At 67.0% G+C, this 16,651-nt stretch carries 11 protein-coding genes and 1 pseudogene; 6 read left to right on the top strand and 6 right to left on the bottom strand.

The annotated features are described in order from the left end of the window. A pseudogene (locus tag BHE01S_RS33645) lies at positions 1 to 936 on the bottom strand (cell division protein FtsK); the annotation flags it as partial. Positions 937 to 1,147: 211 nt separating this feature from the next. After that, positions 1,148 to 1,837, bottom strand: coding sequence for an META domain-containing protein (locus BHE01S_RS33650; protein ID WP_084069543.1), 690 nt, complete (start codon positions 1,835 to 1,837; stop codon positions 1,148 to 1,150). A gap of 190 nt (positions 1,838 to 2,027) precedes the next feature. Between BHE01S_RS33650 and purT the strand changes: the two genes are divergently transcribed. From purT to BHE01S_RS33675, 5 genes are all read left to right on the top strand, one after another. Beyond that, positions 2,028 to 3,251 (top strand): formate-dependent phosphoribosylglycinamide formyltransferase, encoded by a 1,224-nt coding sequence (gene purT, locus BHE01S_RS33655; RefSeq protein WP_042272233.1) that lies wholly within the window; start codon positions 2,028 to 2,030, stop codon positions 3,249 to 3,251. Between the two features lie 61 nt (positions 3,252 to 3,312). Further along, the gene (locus BHE01S_RS33660; protein WP_407669586.1) at positions 3,313 to 3,708 is read left to right on the top strand and encodes an MliC family protein; all 396 of its coding nucleotides are present in this window, start codon (positions 3,313 to 3,315) and stop codon (positions 3,706 to 3,708) included. Positions 3,709 to 3,830: 122 nt separating this feature from the next. After that, entirely contained in the window at positions 3,831 to 5,477 is a 1,647-nt protein-coding gene (locus tag BHE01S_RS33665; protein WP_042272234.1) for an acetolactate synthase large subunit, read from the top strand. A 24-nt stretch (positions 5,478 to 5,501) separates the two neighbouring features. Beyond that, positions 5,502 to 6,938, top strand: coding sequence for an aldehyde dehydrogenase family protein (locus BHE01S_RS33670; protein WP_042272235.1), 1,437 nt, complete (start codon positions 5,502 to 5,504; stop codon positions 6,936 to 6,938). A gap of 563 nt (positions 6,939 to 7,501) precedes the next feature. Continuing rightward, positions 7,502 to 8,980 (top strand): DEAD/DEAH box helicase, encoded by a 1,479-nt coding sequence (locus tag BHE01S_RS33675; protein WP_042272236.1) that lies wholly within the window; start codon positions 7,502 to 7,504, stop codon positions 8,978 to 8,980. 71 nt (positions 8,981 to 9,051) lie between these two features. Here BHE01S_RS33675 and gluQRS read toward each other — a convergent pair whose 3' ends face one another. Then, positions 9,052 to 9,990 (bottom strand): tRNA glutamyl-Q(34) synthetase GluQRS, encoded by a 939-nt coding sequence (gene gluQRS / locus BHE01S_RS33680; RefSeq protein ID WP_042272239.1) that lies wholly within the window; start codon positions 9,988 to 9,990, stop codon positions 9,052 to 9,054. A 9-nt stretch (positions 9,991 to 9,999) separates the two neighbouring features. Beyond that, positions 10,000 to 10,881, bottom strand: a complete 882-nt coding sequence (locus tag BHE01S_RS33685) for a sulfurtransferase (RefSeq protein WP_042272242.1) — start codon at positions 10,879 to 10,881, stop codon at positions 10,000 to 10,002. 271 nt (positions 10,882 to 11,152) lie between these two features. On the opposite strand from BHE01S_RS33685, the gene dnaE reads away from it, so the two are divergent. Further along, positions 11,153 to 14,710: a DNA polymerase III subunit alpha gene (gene dnaE / locus BHE01S_RS33690; RefSeq protein ID WP_042272245.1), complete on the top strand. Its 3,558-nt coding sequence runs from the start codon at positions 11,153 to 11,155 to the stop codon at positions 14,708 to 14,710. Between the two features lie 84 nt (positions 14,711 to 14,794). Here dnaE and BHE01S_RS33695 read toward each other — a convergent pair whose 3' ends face one another. Both BHE01S_RS33695 and BHE01S_RS33700 read right to left on the bottom strand, forming a co-directional pair. Beyond that, positions 14,795 to 15,628, bottom strand: coding sequence for a glycosyltransferase family 2 protein (locus tag BHE01S_RS33695; protein ID WP_042272248.1), 834 nt, complete (start codon positions 15,626 to 15,628; stop codon positions 14,795 to 14,797). Continuing rightward, the gene (locus BHE01S_RS33700; RefSeq protein ID WP_042272250.1) at positions 15,625 to 16,440 is read right to left on the bottom strand and encodes a glycosyltransferase family 2 protein; all 816 of its coding nucleotides are present in this window, start codon (positions 16,438 to 16,440) and stop codon (positions 15,625 to 15,627) included. Before BHE01S_RS33700 ends, BHE01S_RS33695 begins: the two co-directional genes overlap by 4 nt. Positions 16,441 to 16,651 lie beyond the last annotated feature (211 nt).

Below are 16,651 nucleotides of genomic sequence, written 5' to 3' on the forward strand. Positions count from 1 at the left end.
GGGCTGCGCGGGGACGCCCTGCGCCCCATGCGCAAGCGCCATGTCCTGCATTGCGTTTGCACCGCGCGCCGGCTGGCGGCGCGCTTCGCCGAGCGGCGCGCCTGGCTGCGACGGCGCGCGCGGCGGTTCCATCGCTGCTCGCGACGCACCCGCAGGCGGCGTCTGCACCGGCGGCACCGGCGCACGCGTGCCGCGCAGCCAGTCGGCGGCCGCTGTCGGTTCGGTGCGCGCCCATGCCGCGGCGCGATCGGCGGGACCACGGAAGCCGGGCTCGGCACGCCACGACGCAGCATCCGCAGACGTGTCCTGTGCGGCGGCAGCGGCCGACGCTGCGCCGAATCCCGTGGCCATCGCGCCGGCTGTGCGCGGCGTATCGCGACCCGCGCGATCCTCGCGTACGTCGCGCGCCGGCGGCCGCCAGATCGTCGGCCGTTTGCGTCGTGCGCCGTCGCCTGGCATCGGCGGATTGAAGGTGGCGGCGCTATGCGTGGGCAGTCCGTCTTCGGCTGCGGCATGGCGGCTGCGGCGTTCGCGGCGCGGGCTGTCTTCGGTTTCTCGCGCGGCGCGGATGTTCAGGCCGAGGCCTAGCGAGATGTCGGCCCAGGCGAGGAATTCGCGCCAATGGAAGTCGAGCAGCCACGGCAAGCTCACGAGCAGGAGGGCCGTCATCGCGAGCGGCGCGGCCACGTGGCCGACGAGCTTGCCGAGCCCGCCCGAAAGCGCGTGGCCGAGCGCGTCGAAACCGGCGATGTCGATTACCGTCGCCTCGAGCGCGCAGCTCGCCACGAGCACGCCGACGAAGCCGAGCCAGAGCCGGATCGTGCCCGGGCCGCGCAGGCCCGCGCCGCCCGGCAGCACGGACTTGACGAGACGCCAGATCAGGGGGATGAGCCAGACGGTCGAAATGCCGAACCAGCCAGGAACTACCGTGTGCATGCCGAAGATATACGTAGAGAAGGTGTGCGACGTGTGGAGTGTAACCGCTCGGCCCCTGCGCGCCGCCATCCGCTTGAGGGCGATGTGGTGCGCCGCGCGGCAGGCGTTGCGCGCCCGACACGCCAGAGACCCCGCGTGTGCCGCTTTGGTTCGCGCGCAACAAATAAAGAGCCGCGCCGGGCAAGGGCGCGGCGGCTCGTGCGCGCAGCGATCACTGCGCCGGTTTGGCGTCGGAGGCTGTGCCGGGCGTCGCGGCCGGGCTTGTGCCTGGTTCGGCGCCCTGTTCGGCAAACGTCAGGCGGTCGCCGTTTTCGAGCACGAGAAAGAGCGATTGCGGATGGCGCATCTGCACGCCGGAGCGCGCGATATGCGAGAGCGCTTCCAGATAAGCACCCTCGATATCGCCGCCCGCGCCGATGCACGCCATGCGCGTGCTGCCGAGCTGGCTGAATGAGAGCAGGCCGTTCTTGAGCGCATAGGCGCCGAAATAGCGGTTGCAGCCCGAGAAGCCGCTTGCGCGGCGCTGGCCGCTCTCGGTCGAGAGGTCGAGCGTGATGGGGCGAGCGTCGGGGTTTTCGGTGTTGCCGGCATCGGCGTTGCGGCCCGGCAGGGCGCGCATCGTGCCGTCGGCGCGCTTCCATTCCACGAGCTGCCAGTGCGTGTTGTCGAGCAGCTGCGTCGTGGCGGGGTTGAACGGATCGGGCAGCGGCGCGGAGGCATCCGTGTGCACGGGCAGCTTGCACGCGCACACCAGCAGGGCCGCAGCGAGCATCGCCGTGCGCGAGGCCAGCTTTCGCGCGAATTCGCCTCGGGCGGGGCGCTGGCGCATCTTCACGCGCGGGCTCGGTGCCTGGATCGGCGTCTGGCTCGGCGTCTGGCTCGCCGTCCGGCTAGTAGGCATCGCATCGTTCCTCGTAATCGACGAAGGCGTAAGCGTAACGCACCGCGCTGCAGCATGCGAGCGCAAACGTGCGCGCGCCGCGCCTGAACCGGACGGCCGCCGACGCGCCAAAGTGCCGCGCCGCGGCAAGGCCGCGTGTTAACATCGGCGCTCTTACGCATTTGCGCCATCCCGCCATTCTGGAGACATCATGCAAACCCGCCCCCGCATCGGCACGCCGCTTTCCGCTTGCGCCACCCGTGTCATGCTGCTCGGCGCGGGCGAGCTTGGCAAGGAAGTGATCATCGCGCTGCAACGTCTCGGCGTTGAGGTGATCGCCGTCGACCGTTACGAAAACGCGCCGGGCCATCAGGTCGCGCACCGCGCGCACGTGATCGACATGGCCGATCCCAAGGCGCTGCGCGCGCTCATCGACGCCGAACGCCCGCATCTCGTCGTGCCCGAAATCGAAGCGATCGCCACCGACGCGCTCGCCGCCGTCGAAGCCGAAGGTGTCGCCGAGGTGATCCCCACCGCGCGCGCCGCGCAGCTCACGATGAACCGCGAGGGCATCCGGCGTCTCGCCGCCGAGGAACTCGGCCTCGCCACCTCGCCCTATGCGTTTGCCGATTCGCTCGACGAGCTGAAGGCGGGCGCCGCCAAGGTCGGTTATCCGTGCGTGGTGAAGCCGGTGATGTCGTCGTCGGGCAAGGGGCAGTCGGTCGTGCGCAGCGACGCCGACGTCGAGCGCGCCTGGGACTATGCGCTGGCGGGCGGCCGCGTGAACCGCGGGCGCGTGATCGTCGAGGGCTTCATCAACTTCGACTATGAAATCACGCAGCTGACCGTGCGCGCCACCGACCCGGCGAGCGGCCAGGTGCAGACGTATTTCTGCGATCCGATCGGCCACCTTCAGGTGGACGGCGACTACGTCGAATCGTGGCAGCCGCAGCCGATGAGCGCGCAGGCGCTCGAGCGCTCGCGCGAGATTTCGCACAGGGTGACCGAGGCGCTCGGCGGCCGGGGTCTGTTCGGCGTCGAGCTGTTCGTGCGCGGCGACGAGGTGTGGTTCTCGGAAGTGAGCCCGCGCCCGCACGACACGGGGCTTGTCACGCTCGCGTCGCAGCGCTTCTCGGAGTTCGAGTTGCATGCGCGCGCGATTCTCGGTCTGCCCGTCGATACGACGGCGCGCGGTCCGGGCGCCTCGGCCGTGATCTATGGCGGCATGGACGCGCGCGGCATCGCGTTCGAGGGCGTCGTAGAGGCGCTGGCCGTGCCGGGCGCGGATCTGCGCCTGTTCGGCAAGCCCGAAAGCTTCGTGAAGCGCCGCATGGGCGTTGCGCTCGCCACGGGTGCCGACACCGGCGAGGCCCGCTCGCGCGCCCGCGAAGCGGCCGCGGCGGTGCGTCCGGTGCCGGGCGACGCCGCGCAGTGACCGTACGGCGCGGGACCGGCGCAACGCCAACGCAACACCAACGCAACACCCGGAGAACACAATGATCGACGCTCGAAGCGGTGCCATCCGGCTGGCGGCAGCGTGCGGTCTCGCCGCCGCGCTGCACGTGGGCATGGCGAATGCGGCAAATGCGGCGGCCCCGCTCGAAGTGCGCGACATCCAGGTGCAGTCGCGCCACACGTTCAGCTACACCTGCGCCGACGGCAAGACCTTCAAGGTCACCTATCTGAACGCGGCCAACGGCCAGAGCTTCGCGCTCGTGCCGGTGGACGGCCGCAAGCGCCTTTTCGTCGGCGTGATCGCCGCTTCGGGCGTGAAGTACGTCGCCGACCGCTACACGTGGTGGACGAGAGGCCCCGGCGCGGATCTCTACGACGTCACGTCCGAGGCGAGTCCGAAGCCGGTGCTCCCGGGTTGCGCGACGATCATGCGCTAACGCCCGACGCCCGACGCACGCTTCACGACGCATTCCGTCTCGCGGGAGTAACCTGTCGGCCTGTTCGCGAAGGCCGGCTGCCGCCCGCGCCGCCGGCCGCGCTCTTGCCAGCGAGGTGGTCGATGAAAGCATCGGATCTGTTCGTGAAGGCGCTCGAAGCAGAAGGCGTCGATTATGTGTTCGGTATTCCCGGGGAAGAGAACCTCGATCTGCTCGAATCGCTGCGGCGCTCGAAGATTCGTCTGATCGTCACGCGCCACGAGCAGGCCGCGGGCTTCATGGCCGCCACTTATGGACGGCTGACGGGCCGCACCGGCGTGTGTCTGGCTACCCTCGGGCCGGGCGCCACCAACTTCGTGACCGCCGCGGCCTACGCGCAGCTCGGCGGCATGCCCATGCTGATGGTTACGGGCCAGAAGCCCATCAAGTCGAGCAAGCAGGGCCACTTCCAGATCGTCGACGTCGTGCGCATGATGGAGCCGCTCACCAAGTACGCGCGTCAGATTGTCTCCATCGGCAACATTCCGGCGCTCGTGCGCGAGGCGTTTCGCCAGGCCGAGCAGGAGCGGCCCGGCGCCGTGCATCTCGAACTTCCCGAAGACGTGGCCGACGAAGAGGGCGACGGCAAGCCCATTCCCAAGAGCTTCAGCCGCCGGCCCGTGGCCGAGGAAAAGGCCGTCGCGCACGCGGTGGCGGCGATCTGCAAGGCGCGCCATCCGCTTCTCATGATCGGTGCGGGGGGCAATCGCAAGACCACGCGCAACGTGCTGCGCGAGTTCGTCGACGAAACTGGCATCCCGTTCTTCACCACGCAAATGGGCAAGGGCGTGATCGACGAGTCGCATCCGCTGTGGCTCGGCAACGCCACGCTGTCGGACGGCGACTTCGTGCACCGGGCGATCGAGCACGCCGACTGCATCATCAACGTCGGCCACGACGTGATCGAAAAGCCGCCGTTCTTCATGCGCAGCGCGGAAGAGAAAACCGTCATCCACGTGAATTTTCTCGGCGCGCAAGTCGACCCCGTGTATTTCCCGCAGATCGAGGTGGTGGGCGACATCGCCAACGCCGTGTGGCAGCTCAAGGAGAGCCTGAAACCGCGCGAGCACGCGTGGGACTTCGCGCGCTTCGAGGAGATCAAGCGCCATTTCGAGGCGCATCTCGTTAAGGGCCAGCACGACGAGCGCTTTCCCCTGTACCCGGTGCGGCTCGTGCACGACGTGTACGGCGCGATGCCCGAGGACGGCATCCTCTGCCTCGACAACGGCATGTACAAGATCTGGTTCGCGCGCTACTACCGCGCGCGCGAGCCCAATTCGATCCTGCTCGACAACGCGCTCGCCTCGATGGGCGCGGGGCTGCCCTCGGCCATCGCCACGAAGATCGTGCATCCGCAGCGCAAGGTCGTGGCCGTGTGCGGCGACGGCGGCTTCATGATGAATTCGCAGGAACTGGAGACCGCGGTGCGCCTGAAGCTCGATCTCGTCGTGCTGCTGTTGCGCGACGACGCGTTCGGCATGATTCGCTGGAAGCAGGAAAACATGAATTTCCCCGATTACGGGATGACGCTGCAGAACCCCGATTTCGTCGACTACGCGCAGAGCTACGGCGCGCATGGCCACCGCGTGGGATCGGCGGACGAACTCAAGCCGCTCTTCGAGCAATGCCTCGCGCAACCGGGCGTGCATGTGATCGACGTGCCCATCGACTATTCGGACAATGAGCGCGTGCTCAATCGCGATATCAAGCGCCTGAGCGCGCAGCTTTGACGCCGCACTTACGGAGAACCCGTCATGCTCAAACCGACCTATCCGTATTACCTGGCCAACGAGGCTGTCGCCGCCAACACCGACCTCGAAGTCACCGACAAATACAGCGGCGAAGTCGCCACGCGCGTCGCGCTCGCCGACGCGAAAGCGATCGATAAAGCCATCGCGGCGGCCGAAGCCGCCATGCCGGCCATGCGCGCGTTCCCGCCGTACAAGCGCCAGGCCGTGATCGACCATTGTGTGGCGCGCTTTCGCGAGCGCTTCGACGAGCTGGCGATGGCGCTGTGCATCGAGGCGGGCAAGCCGATCAACGATTCGCGCGGCGAGGCCACGCGCCTGATCGACACGTTCCGCGTGGCCGCCGAAGAGAGCGTGCGCATCGACGGCGAGATCGTCAATCTCGAGATTTCGGCGCGCGCGAAGGGCTATCACGGCTACGTGAAGCGCGTGCCGATCGGACCGTGCTCGTTCATCTCGCCGTTCAATTTCCCGCTCAATCTGGCGGCGCACAAGGTTGCGCCGGCGCTCGCCGCCGGCGTGCCGTTCGTGCTGAAGCCCGCGAGCCGCACGCCGGTGGGCGCGCTGATCATCGGCGAGGTGCTGGCGGAAACCGACCTGCCCAAGGGCGCATTCTCGATCCTGCCCGCGCACCGCGACGGCGCCGACCTCTTCACGACCGACGAGCGGTTCAAGCTGCTCTCGTTCACGGGCTCGCCCGCGGTGGGCTGGGACCTCAAGAAGAAGGCCGGCAAGAAGAAAGTGGTGCTGGAACTGGGCGGCAATGCGGCGGCCATCGTCGACGGCGACCAGGGCGGCAAGCTCGATTACGTCGTCGAGCGCCTCGCGTTCGGCGCGTACTACCAGTCGGGGCAGAGCTGCATCGGCGTGCAGCGCATTCTCGTGCACGCGTCGATTTACGACGCGCTGCGCGACAAGCTCATCGCCAGGGTCAAGACGCTCAAGATGGGCGACCCGAAGGACGAAACGACCTTCGTCGGGCCGATGATCTCGGAGTCCGAGTCGAAGCGTCTGGCGGGCTGGATGGAGAGCGCGGTGCTCGCGGGCGCGAAGATCGTCGCGGGCGGCAAGGTGGACGGCGCGATGTTCGAGGCCACGCTGCTCGAAGACGTGCGCCGCGACACCGACCTCTACCGCAAGGAGGCGTTCGGGCCGGTTGCGATCCTCGAGCGTTTCGACGACTTCGGCCGGGCGATCGAGATCGTCAACGACAGCGATTTCGGCCTGCAGGCGGGCGTGTTCACGGATTCGCTCGCCCACGCGCACCGCGCGTGGGACGGGCTCGAGGTGGGCGGCGTGGTGATCAACGATATTCCGTCATTTCGCGTCGATAACATGCCGTATGGCGGCGTGAAGGATTCCGGGCTCGGGCGCGAGGGGGTGCGCTACGCGATCGAGGATATGACCGAACTGCGGCTGATGGTCATGCGCGAGACGTGGTGAGCGGCGAGCAGCGGGCTGGCGAAAAAAGGGGTGCGATGCTCTGCCGTATGGCGCGCGGGACTTTCCCGTGCGCCGCGTTGCAGAACGCATGGCCTGCTGCCATAGGGATTTATGCCAAGGTGCTACAATACCGGCCTTTCGGCCCTTTGCGCCTGCAGCAAAGGGCGGGCAGAACGTCTGCAGTACGCCGGTCACAAGCCGCCCCGAGGCTTGCTCGATCGGCCCGAGTAGCCGATCGAGCCGTTTGACATATCCGGTGCGCACGCCAGTCGACAGGCGAGGATGGCGCCGGAACCATCTGGAATCGAGCGAGTCTGGCTGGGTTGAACCCGTGCGAGCGCGGCCCTGGAGCCTGCGCCCCGTCACCCGGCAGATTCTCTCGTCGTCCACGGGCCGCCCCGGGCCATCTGTTTGCGGGGCAGCCCTCGCGGGCGTGCGTTCCGCCCGTCGCCGCAGGGCGCCGATGTTGTTCGGCTCCCTTGCATCGACCTGCAATGCCCAGCAGTGACCTTTTGAGGCGCTCCCGCGCCTTGCGCGAATAGCGCCTTTATAGCGAAGCCACCATGTCCGACACAGCCGTCACGCCCAGCACCGCGAACTTTGACCAGTTTGGTCTGGCCCCCGAAATTCTCAGGGCCGTCAAGGAGCAGGGCTACACGACGCCCACGCCGATCCAGGCGCAGGCGATTCCCGTGGTGCTCACGGGCCGCGACGTGATGGGCGCCGCGCAAACCGGCACGGGCAAGACGGCGAGCTTCTCGCTGCCGATCCTGCAGCGCCTCCTGCCGATGGCGAGCACGAGCGCCTCGCCCGCCCGCCATCCGGTGCGCGCGCTGATTCTCACGCCGACGCGCGAGCTGGCCGACCAGGTCGCCAACAACGTGCGCACCTACGCGCAGCACACGCCGCTGCGCAGCGCCGTGGTGTTCGGCGGCGTCGACATGAATCCGCAATCCGACGAGCTGCGCCGCGGCGTGGAAATCCTGATCGCGACACCAGGCCGCCTGCTCGACCACGTGCAGCAAAAGACCACGAGCCTCGGTCAGGTGCAGATGCTCGTGCTCGACGAAGCCGACCGCATGCTCGACATGGGCTTCCTGCCCGACCTGCAGCGCATCCTGAACCTGCTGCCGAAGGAGCGCCAGACGCTGCTGTTCTCGGCCACGTTCTCGGGCGAGATCAAGAAGCTCGCCGCGACCTATCTGCGCACGCCGCAGACCATCGAGGTGGCGCGCAGCAATTCCACCGCGACCAACGTCACCCAGGTGGTGTACGAAGTCGCCGAGGGCGACAAGACCGGCGCGGTCGTGCAGTTGATCCGCGACCGAAGCCTGAAGCAGGTGATCGTGTTCTGCAACAGCAAGATCGGCGCGAGCCGCCTCGCGCGCCAGATCGAAAAGCAGGGCATCGTCGCCGCCGCGATCCACGGCGACCGCTCGCAGAGCGAGCGCATGCAGGCGCTCGACGCCTTCAAGCGCGGCGAAATCGAAGCGCTCGTGGCGACCGACGTGGCCGCGCGCGGCCTCGACATTGCCGAGCTGCCCGCCGTCATCAACTTCGACCTGCCTTTCAATGCCGAAGACTATGTGCACCGTATCGGTCGCACCGGGCGCGCGGGCGCCTCGGGTGACGCGCTTTCGCTGTGCAGCCCGAACGAGAAGAAGCAACTCGCCGATATCGAGAAGCTCATCAAGCGTCCGCTGACCGTGGAGCGCCTCGTGGTCGACGTGCCGGTGCCGCATCACGAGGGTGGCGGCCGCCGCCGCGAGCGCGACGGCTACGAGAGCCGCGAAGGCCGCGGCGAGCGCGGCGCGCACCGCCGCGCGGCGTCGTTCGAGCGCCCGCATCATCATCGCTCGCAGCCCATCGACGACTTTTTCCTGAAGCCCTACGAGCCCTCGGCGAGCGCGCGCAACAAGGCCGAAGACACGCCCGCGAACGCCGCGCCGCAAAAACAGCAGTCGAAGCAGCCGCTCGCGGCGCTGCTGGGCGGCCTCGGGTCGTCGTGGCGCAATAAGCCGACGTCGTCTTCGTCGAATTGAGTGCCGCGCGCGAAAGACTCGCGCCGTGCAGAAAAAACGGCATGTCGCGCCTGGCGGCATGCCGTTTTTGCTTAAGCGGCAGGCAATTGCCCGAGCCGCCGCTTCCACGCATCGATCGCGTCCGGCAGAAACGCTGCGAGCGTCGCGGGCGCGGGATCGTGCAATTCAAGGCCCAGATGCCGCGCCGCGGCCAGCAGCGCTTCCAGAGGCCGTGACGCATCGAGCGCCTGCGCCCCGGTCTGCTTCGAGAGCTTTTCTCCATCCGCGTTGGTGACGACCGGCACGTGCAGGTATGCCGGCGTCGGCACGCCGAGACACTGCTGGAGCCAGATCTGGCGCGCCGTCGAGTCGAGCAGGTCCGCGCCGCGCACCACGTGCGTGATGCGCTGTTCGGCGTCGTCCACGATGACGGCGAGCTGGTAGGCCCACTGGCCGTCCGCGCGCAGCAGCACGAAATCGCCGACTTCGGTTGCAAGATTCTGCTGCTGCGGGCCTTGCCAGCGATCGCCGAAGCGGATCAGTGCGGGATTGCCGCGGGCACCGGCAGGCTCGTCCGCGGTTGCCTCGTCAGGCACGCGCAGCCGCCACGCGCGTGCGGGCTTGCCGTGCAGGCCGTCGCGGCAGGTGCCCGGATAGATCAGTGTGGTATGGCGCTCGTGCGCGCGCAGCTGCGAATCGGCGATTTCCTTGCGCGTGCAGCCGCACGGGTAGACGTGGCCCGCGGCGATCAGCCGGTCGAGCGCCGCGCGGTAAAGACCGGTGCGGCGGCTTTGCCATTCGGGCGGCTCGTCGGCGTGAAGGCCGAAGGCCGCAAGCGTCGCGAGTATGTCCTCGGCTGCACCCGGCACGGTGCGCGGGCCGTCGATGTCCTCCACGCGCACGAGCCAGGCGCCGCCATGCGCTCGCGCGTCGAGCCAGCTCGCGAGCGCCGAAACGAGCGAGCCAAAGTGCAGCGGGCCAGTGGGCGAGGGCGCGAAGCGCCCGCGATACCCTCGCGGCGTTGCGCTCACGCGCGCGACTTAAGCGGCGGCCCGAGCCGCCGCACCCGTCGCGCCCGCGCGCTCCGGATGGCACGCCGGGCAGCTCTTGCCCACGACGTAGAGCGGCGAAGCCTGCTCTTGCGGCGTCACGACGGCGCGGCACGCGAAGCACTGTACGGTGTCCGTCGGTTCGAGCCGCGGATTGAGCGCGGTGCGCTGGTCGAACACGAAGCAGTCACCGTTGTAATGCGCGCCGCCCACTTCCTCGAAGTACTTGAGAATGCCGCCTTCGAGCTGGTACACGTGCTCGATGCCCACCTCCTTCATGTGGATGGCCGCCTTTTCGCAGCGAATGCCGCCTGTGCAGAACGATACGACCGTCTTGCCGTCGAGGTCGGCGCGGTTCGCCTCGATCACCGCGGGAAATTCGCTGAACTTGTCGATGCGGTAGTCGAGCGCCTTGTCGAACGTGCCGACATCGATTTCGAACGCATTGCGCGTGTCGAGCATGACGACGGGCCGGCCTTCGTCGTCGAAGCCGCGGTCGAGCCACGCCTTGAGCACGATGGGTGCGACGGAAGGCGCACGGCCTTCCTCGGGGCGGATCGCGGGCTTCTTCATCGTGATGATCTCGCGCTTCAGGCGCACGAGCATGCGGTTGAAGGGCCGCGTTTCGGAGAAGCTTTCCTTGAACCGCAGCGTCGCGAACTTGCCCTCGAAGAGCGGATCGTGGTTGATGTAGTCCATGAAGGCGCGCACGTTGGCTTCATCGCCGGCGACGAACAGGTTGATGCCTTCCGGCGCGAGCAGGATCGTGCCCCGCAAATCGAGCGATTTGCAGCGCTCGAGCACGAGCGGACGCCACTCGGGGGTCTTGTCGAGCGTGGCGAACTGATAAGCGGAGAGATTGAGAATACGCATGGTGCAACGGGAAAAGCGCCAAAGAAGGCGCGTGAAACCGGAGCCGGGCGCGCGTGCTGCCTGTCAGCTGGGGATCTCCCCAGAAACGGGAATTGGGCAAGGCGCGCGGCGGGCGCAATCCGCTATTATCCCTCAATCGCGCCTCGCGCCGCCTGCGGCGTAGTCGACACCGTGTGCGCCGGCCCCGCGCCCGCGCAAGGTCCTGGCCAGCCTGCCGATGTCACGTGCCCATGCGAGCGTGCGCCGAAAATCGCGTGCCCCTGAAGGTACAATGACGGCCATGTCAGATCCCCGCTTCGTCCATCTCCGCGTCCACTCCGAATTCTCGATTGCCGACGGCATCGTGCGCCTCGACGACCTCGTCAAGGCGGCGGCCAAAGACGGCCAGGGCGCGCTCGCGCTCACCGACCTCGGCAACGCATTCGGCCTCGTCCGTTTCTACAAGGAAGCCCGCGACAAAGGGGTCAAACCCATTGCCGGCTGCGACGTCTGGATCACGAATCCCGACGACCGCGACAAGCCGTCGCGCCTGCTGCTGCTGGTGAAGAACAAGCGCGGCTATCTGAATCTGTGCGAGCTGCTTTCCAGGGCGTGGCTCACGAACCAGTATCGCGGCCGCGCGGAAATCGACGTTGCGTGGCTCGAAGAAGGGCTGGCCGAGGGCCTGCTTGCGATCTCGGGTGCACAACAGGGCGACGTGGGTCTCGCGCTCGCGGCGGGCAATGCGCAGAGCGCGCAGCGCCATGCGCAGCGCTGGGCGAAGCGGTTTCCGAACGCGTATTACATCGAGCTGCAGCGCTGCGGCCAGCCCGGCGGCGAGCAGTATGTCGAGCAGGCGGTGGCGCTCGCCTCGCAGCTGAAGCTGCCGGTGGTCGCCACGCACCCCATGCAGTTCATGACCGACGAGGAATACACCGCGCACGAAGCGCGCGTGTGCATCTCGGAGGGCGACATCCTCGCGAATCCGCGCCGCCAGAAGCGCTTCACGACCGATCAGCGTTTTCGCACGCAGGAGGAAATGGCGGCGCTCTTCGCGGACATTCCATCGGCCATCGCGAACACCGTCGAAATCGCGAGGCGCTGCAATCTCACGCTCGAACTCGGCAAGCCGAAGCTGCCGCTGTTCCCGACGCCCGACGGCATGTCGCTCGACGACTATCTCGTGCAGCTTTCGAAAGAGGGGCTCGAGAAGCGCCTCGTGCAGCTGTATCCGGACGAAGCCGAACGCGAGCAGGAACGCGCGCGCTACAACGAGCGGCTCGAATTCGAGTGCGGGACCATCATCAAGATGGGCTTCCCGGGCTACTTCCTGATCGTTGCGGACTTCATCAACTGGGCCAAGAACAACGGCGTGCCGGTCGGGCCGGGCCGGGGTTCGGGCGCGGGTTCGCTCGTCGCCTACGCGCTGGGCATTACCGACCTCGATCCGCTGCGCTACAACCTGCTGTTCGAGCGCTTCCTGAATCCGGAACGCGTCTCGATGCCCGACTTCGACATCGACTTCTGCCAGCACGGGCGCGACCGCGTCATTCAGTACGTGAAGGAAAAGTACGGCGCCGACGCGGTGTCGCAGATCGCCACTTTCGGCACCATGGCCGCGAAGGCGGCGGTGCGCGACATCGGCCGCGTGCTCGACCTCGGCTACAACTTCACGGACGGCGTGGCCAAGCTCATTCCGTTCAAGCCGGGCAAGCACGTCACGATTGCCGATGCGATGAAGGAAGAGCCGCTGCTGCAGGAGCGCTACGACAACGAAGACGAAGTGCACCAGCTGCTCGATCTCGCGCAGCTCGTGGAGGGTCTCACGCGTAACGTCGGCATGCACGCGGGCGGCGTGCTGATCGCGCCGGGCAAGCTGACGGATTTTTGCCCGCTCTACACGCAGGGCGACGAAAGCGGCGTCGTGAGCCAGTACGACAAGGACGACGTGGAAGCCGTCGGCCTCGTGAAGTTCGACTTTCTGGGGCTGACCACGCTCACGATTCTCGACTGGGCCGAGCGCTATATCCGCATGCTCGATCCGTCGAAGAAGGACTGGTCGCTCGCCCAGGTGCCGCTCGACGACGCGCCGTCGTTCCAGATCCTCAAGAAGGCGAATACGGTCGCCGTGTTCCAGCTGGAAAGCCGCGGCATGCAGGGCATGCTCAAGGACGCGCAGCCCGACCGCTTCGAGGACATCATCGCGCTCGTGGCCTTGTACCGTCCGGGCCCGATGGACCTGATCCCGAGCTTCTGTGCGCGCAAGCACGGCCGTGAAGTGGTGGAGTATCCCGATCCGCGCGTCGAACCTGTCCTGAAAGAGACCTACGGCATCATGGTCTACCAGGAGCAGGTGATGCAGATGGCGCAGATCATCGGCGGCTATTCGCTCGGCGGCGCTGACTTGCTGCGTCGCGCGATGGGCAAGAAGAAGCCCGAGGAAATGGCCAAGCACCGCGAGATCTTCGCGGAAGGCGCGGCGAAAAACGGCCTCACGCGCGAAAAGGCGGACGAAACCTTCGACTTGATGGAGAAGTTCGCGGGCTACGGCTTCAACAAGTCGCACGCGGCCGCTTACGCGCTCCTCGCTTATCACACGGCTTGGCTCAAGGCGCACCATCCGGCCGAATTCATGGCGGCCAATATGTCGCTCGCCATGGACGACACCGACAAGGTGAAGATCCTCTTCGAGGACTGCCTCGCCAACAAGATGGTCGTGTTGCCGCCGGACGTGAATGCCTCGGCGTATCGCTTCGAGCCGGTGGCCGATGCCAATGTGGCCGAAGGCAAGCGCTCGCGCACGATCCGCTACGGTCTTGGCGCGATCAAGGGCAGCGGCCAGAACGCCATCGAAGAAATCTTGCGCGCACGCGAAGAGGGCGGCCCGTTCAAGGACCTGTTCGACTTCTGCGAGCGCATCGACCGTCGTCTCGTGAATCGCCGCACGATCGAAGCGATGATCCGCGCGGGGGCGTTCGACACGATTCACGCAAACCGCGCACAGTTGCTCGCCTCCGTTCCGATGGCAATGGAAGCCGCCGACCAGGCGAGCGCCAACGCCATGCAGGCGGGCCTCTTCGACATGGGCGACGCGCCGCTCGCCGCGCACGAACTGGTCGATGAACCCGCGTGGGGCGAGAAGCGCAAGCTCCAGGAAGAGAAGGCCGCGCTCGGCTTCTATCTTTCGGGCCACCTCTTCGACGCCTACAAGGACGAAGTGCGCCGCTTCGTGCGCCAGAAGATCGGCGAACTGAAGGAAGGGCGCGACAAGCTGATCGCGGGCGTGATCGCTTCGTTGCGCACGCAAATGACCCAGCGCGGCAAGATGCTGATCGCACTGCTCGACGACGGCACCGGCCAGTGCGAAGTGACGGTGTTCAACGAGCAGTTCGAAGCGCACAAGGCGCTCTTCAAGGAAGACGAGCTGCTCGTCGTGCAGGGTGGCGCGCGTAATGACGCGTTCACGGGCGGCATTCGCTTCACCGTGGATACGGTGATGGACCTGGAGCGCGCGCGCAGCCGCTACGCGCAGGCGGTGAAGCTGCAGATGAACGGCAACGCGAATGCGCTCGCGCTGCGTACGGTGCTCGAAGCGTATCGTGCGAAGCCCGACGACTCGCTGCCGGCACCCGCCGAGCAAACGCGCGGCCGTGGCGGTTTCGGGCGCGATCGCGGCGAGCGCGCGCAAGCGGCTATTCCGAACGGGCTCGCGGTGCAGATCGCTTACCGCAACGATCGGGCGCAAGGCGAAGTGCGCCTGGGCGACGCCTGGCGCGTCAAGCCCACTGACGACCTGCTGGCCGCGCTGCGCGGCGAGTTCGCGGGGAGCGAAATCGAGATTGTTTATTGACGGGAATGGGCGGCATGGCAGTTTTCGCGCTGCCATGCCATGCCATGCCATGCCATGCCATGCCGCGCGCGCGGCGATGCGCGCTTAACTCGCGAGTTCGGCCAGACCGCGCTCGGCGCGCACGGTGCCGTCCGCAATGCGCGCCTTGACCCGTTCTTCGTTGGAGCTGGCCCGCGAGCGCGGTTGTTCGCGATGCCACAGGTGGAAGATTTCCGTGGCATAAGCGCCGAGCTTGCGGTGCACGCCGCAGTTGGCGAGCCGCGCCACGAAATCGGCGTCCTCGTGTCCCCAGCCGGTGAAGCTCGTGTCGAAGCCGTTCACGCGCTCGATGTCGTTGCGCCAGGCGCTCATGTTGCAGCCCTTGATGCCGCGCCACTTGAACTGCTCGAGCACGCGCCACTTGCGGTCCGGCAGCTTGACGAACAGCGGCGCGATCTTGTTGACGTGGCCGGCGAGGCGTTGCCGCCCCCAGAATCCGAAGCCCTGATCCGCCAACGGGAGCGTCTGTCCGAGCACCTGCTGCGTCAGCGTTTCGTCGAGCAGGATGCGGCTGCCGGTGATGACGGTGCGTTCGCTCGCGAGCTGCCGGTGGCGCGCAATGAAATCGTGCTGCGCCACGCAGTCGCCGTCGAGAAAGATCAGGTAGTCGCCGCGGGCCTGCACGATGCCCTTGTTGCGGATCTCGGCGAGGCGAAAGCCGTCGTCGGGGTGCCATACGTGCTCCATGCGCACCGGGCTCGCAGTCGCGCAGCACTCCACGGTCTCACGGGTCGCGTTGGCCGAGCCGTCGTCGGCGACGATGATTTCGTAGTGCGTATCGGTCTGCGCGCTCAAGCTGGCGAGGACCCGTTCGAGCGCATCGGGCCGGTTATAGGTGCTGACGATCACCGAAATCAGCATGTCGCGGCGCGCGTTCATCGGCTCTCCGGTGCGGCGTCGCGGGCTTGGGCTGCTGCGGCCTGCTGTGTCTCGATAAGCATGAGCTTCAGGTAGCGGTAGTAGGTGCCTTCGGCGTTGGAGATCGCCAGCACGAAGCCCATCTTGCCGTCGAGAAAGCCGCGCTGGATGATCCAGCTGCGCACGAAAGACCAGAAGCCGTGCAGCAGCGCCTTGCGCAAGCCGCCGCGCTTGCCGCGCGCCGCGCCCTGTGTCGCGCCATAGGTCGAATAGCTGTCGATCTTGCCGAGCACTTCGGAGAAGTCGCGGAAGCTGTAGTGAATCAGCGCCTGATCAAGCGTGCCGACGCGTGCCTCGGGCGCGGCGATCACGCGTTCGTGCACGAGATCGTTCGAGAAGCGCGCGGCGTCGCGGCGAAAGAGCCGCGTCACGTAGTCGGGCGACCAGCCGGAATGGCGGATCCACTTGCCGCAGTAATTCGATTGGCGGGGCACGCGGAACAGGTCGGCGCCGTTGACCTTCACGCTTGCGAGAATCTCGTCGCGCAGCGCGGGGGAAACGCGCTCGTCGGCGTCGAGCGAGAGAATCCAGGGGCCGCGGGCCGCGTCGAGCGCGCGCTGTTTTTGCGGGCCGAAGCCCGGCCAGTCGGTTTCGACGACCGTCGCGCCGAACTCGCGGCAGATGGCCTGGGTGCCGTCCGTGCTGCCCGAATCGAGCACGACGATTTCGTCGACCCAGCCGTGCACGCAAGCGAGGCAGTCGCGAATATCGTGTGCTTCGTTCTTGACGATGACGATGACGCTGATCGCATCGGGTTTGGCGCTGTCGTTCATCGGCGCTGGCTCGCGATGGCTGGAAGAAGGTGAAGGAAGGCCGGCTGGCGCTGGCCTCGCGTTCGAGCCCCGAAGCCGGATCGGTGAGTATATACAAAAACGTCCGCGGCTACGAAACGCCCCGGAGGAAGACCCGGCTGGGCAGACACATCGTCTCTGAGGCCGAACGTTTACAATGGCATACCTGTTTGCCGCGGGGCGGGCAGATTAC

It is taken from the genome of Paraburkholderia heleia NBRC 101817, from assembly GCF_000739775.1.
Taxonomy (GTDB): Bacteria; Pseudomonadota; Gammaproteobacteria; order Burkholderiales; family Burkholderiaceae; genus Paraburkholderia; species Paraburkholderia heleia.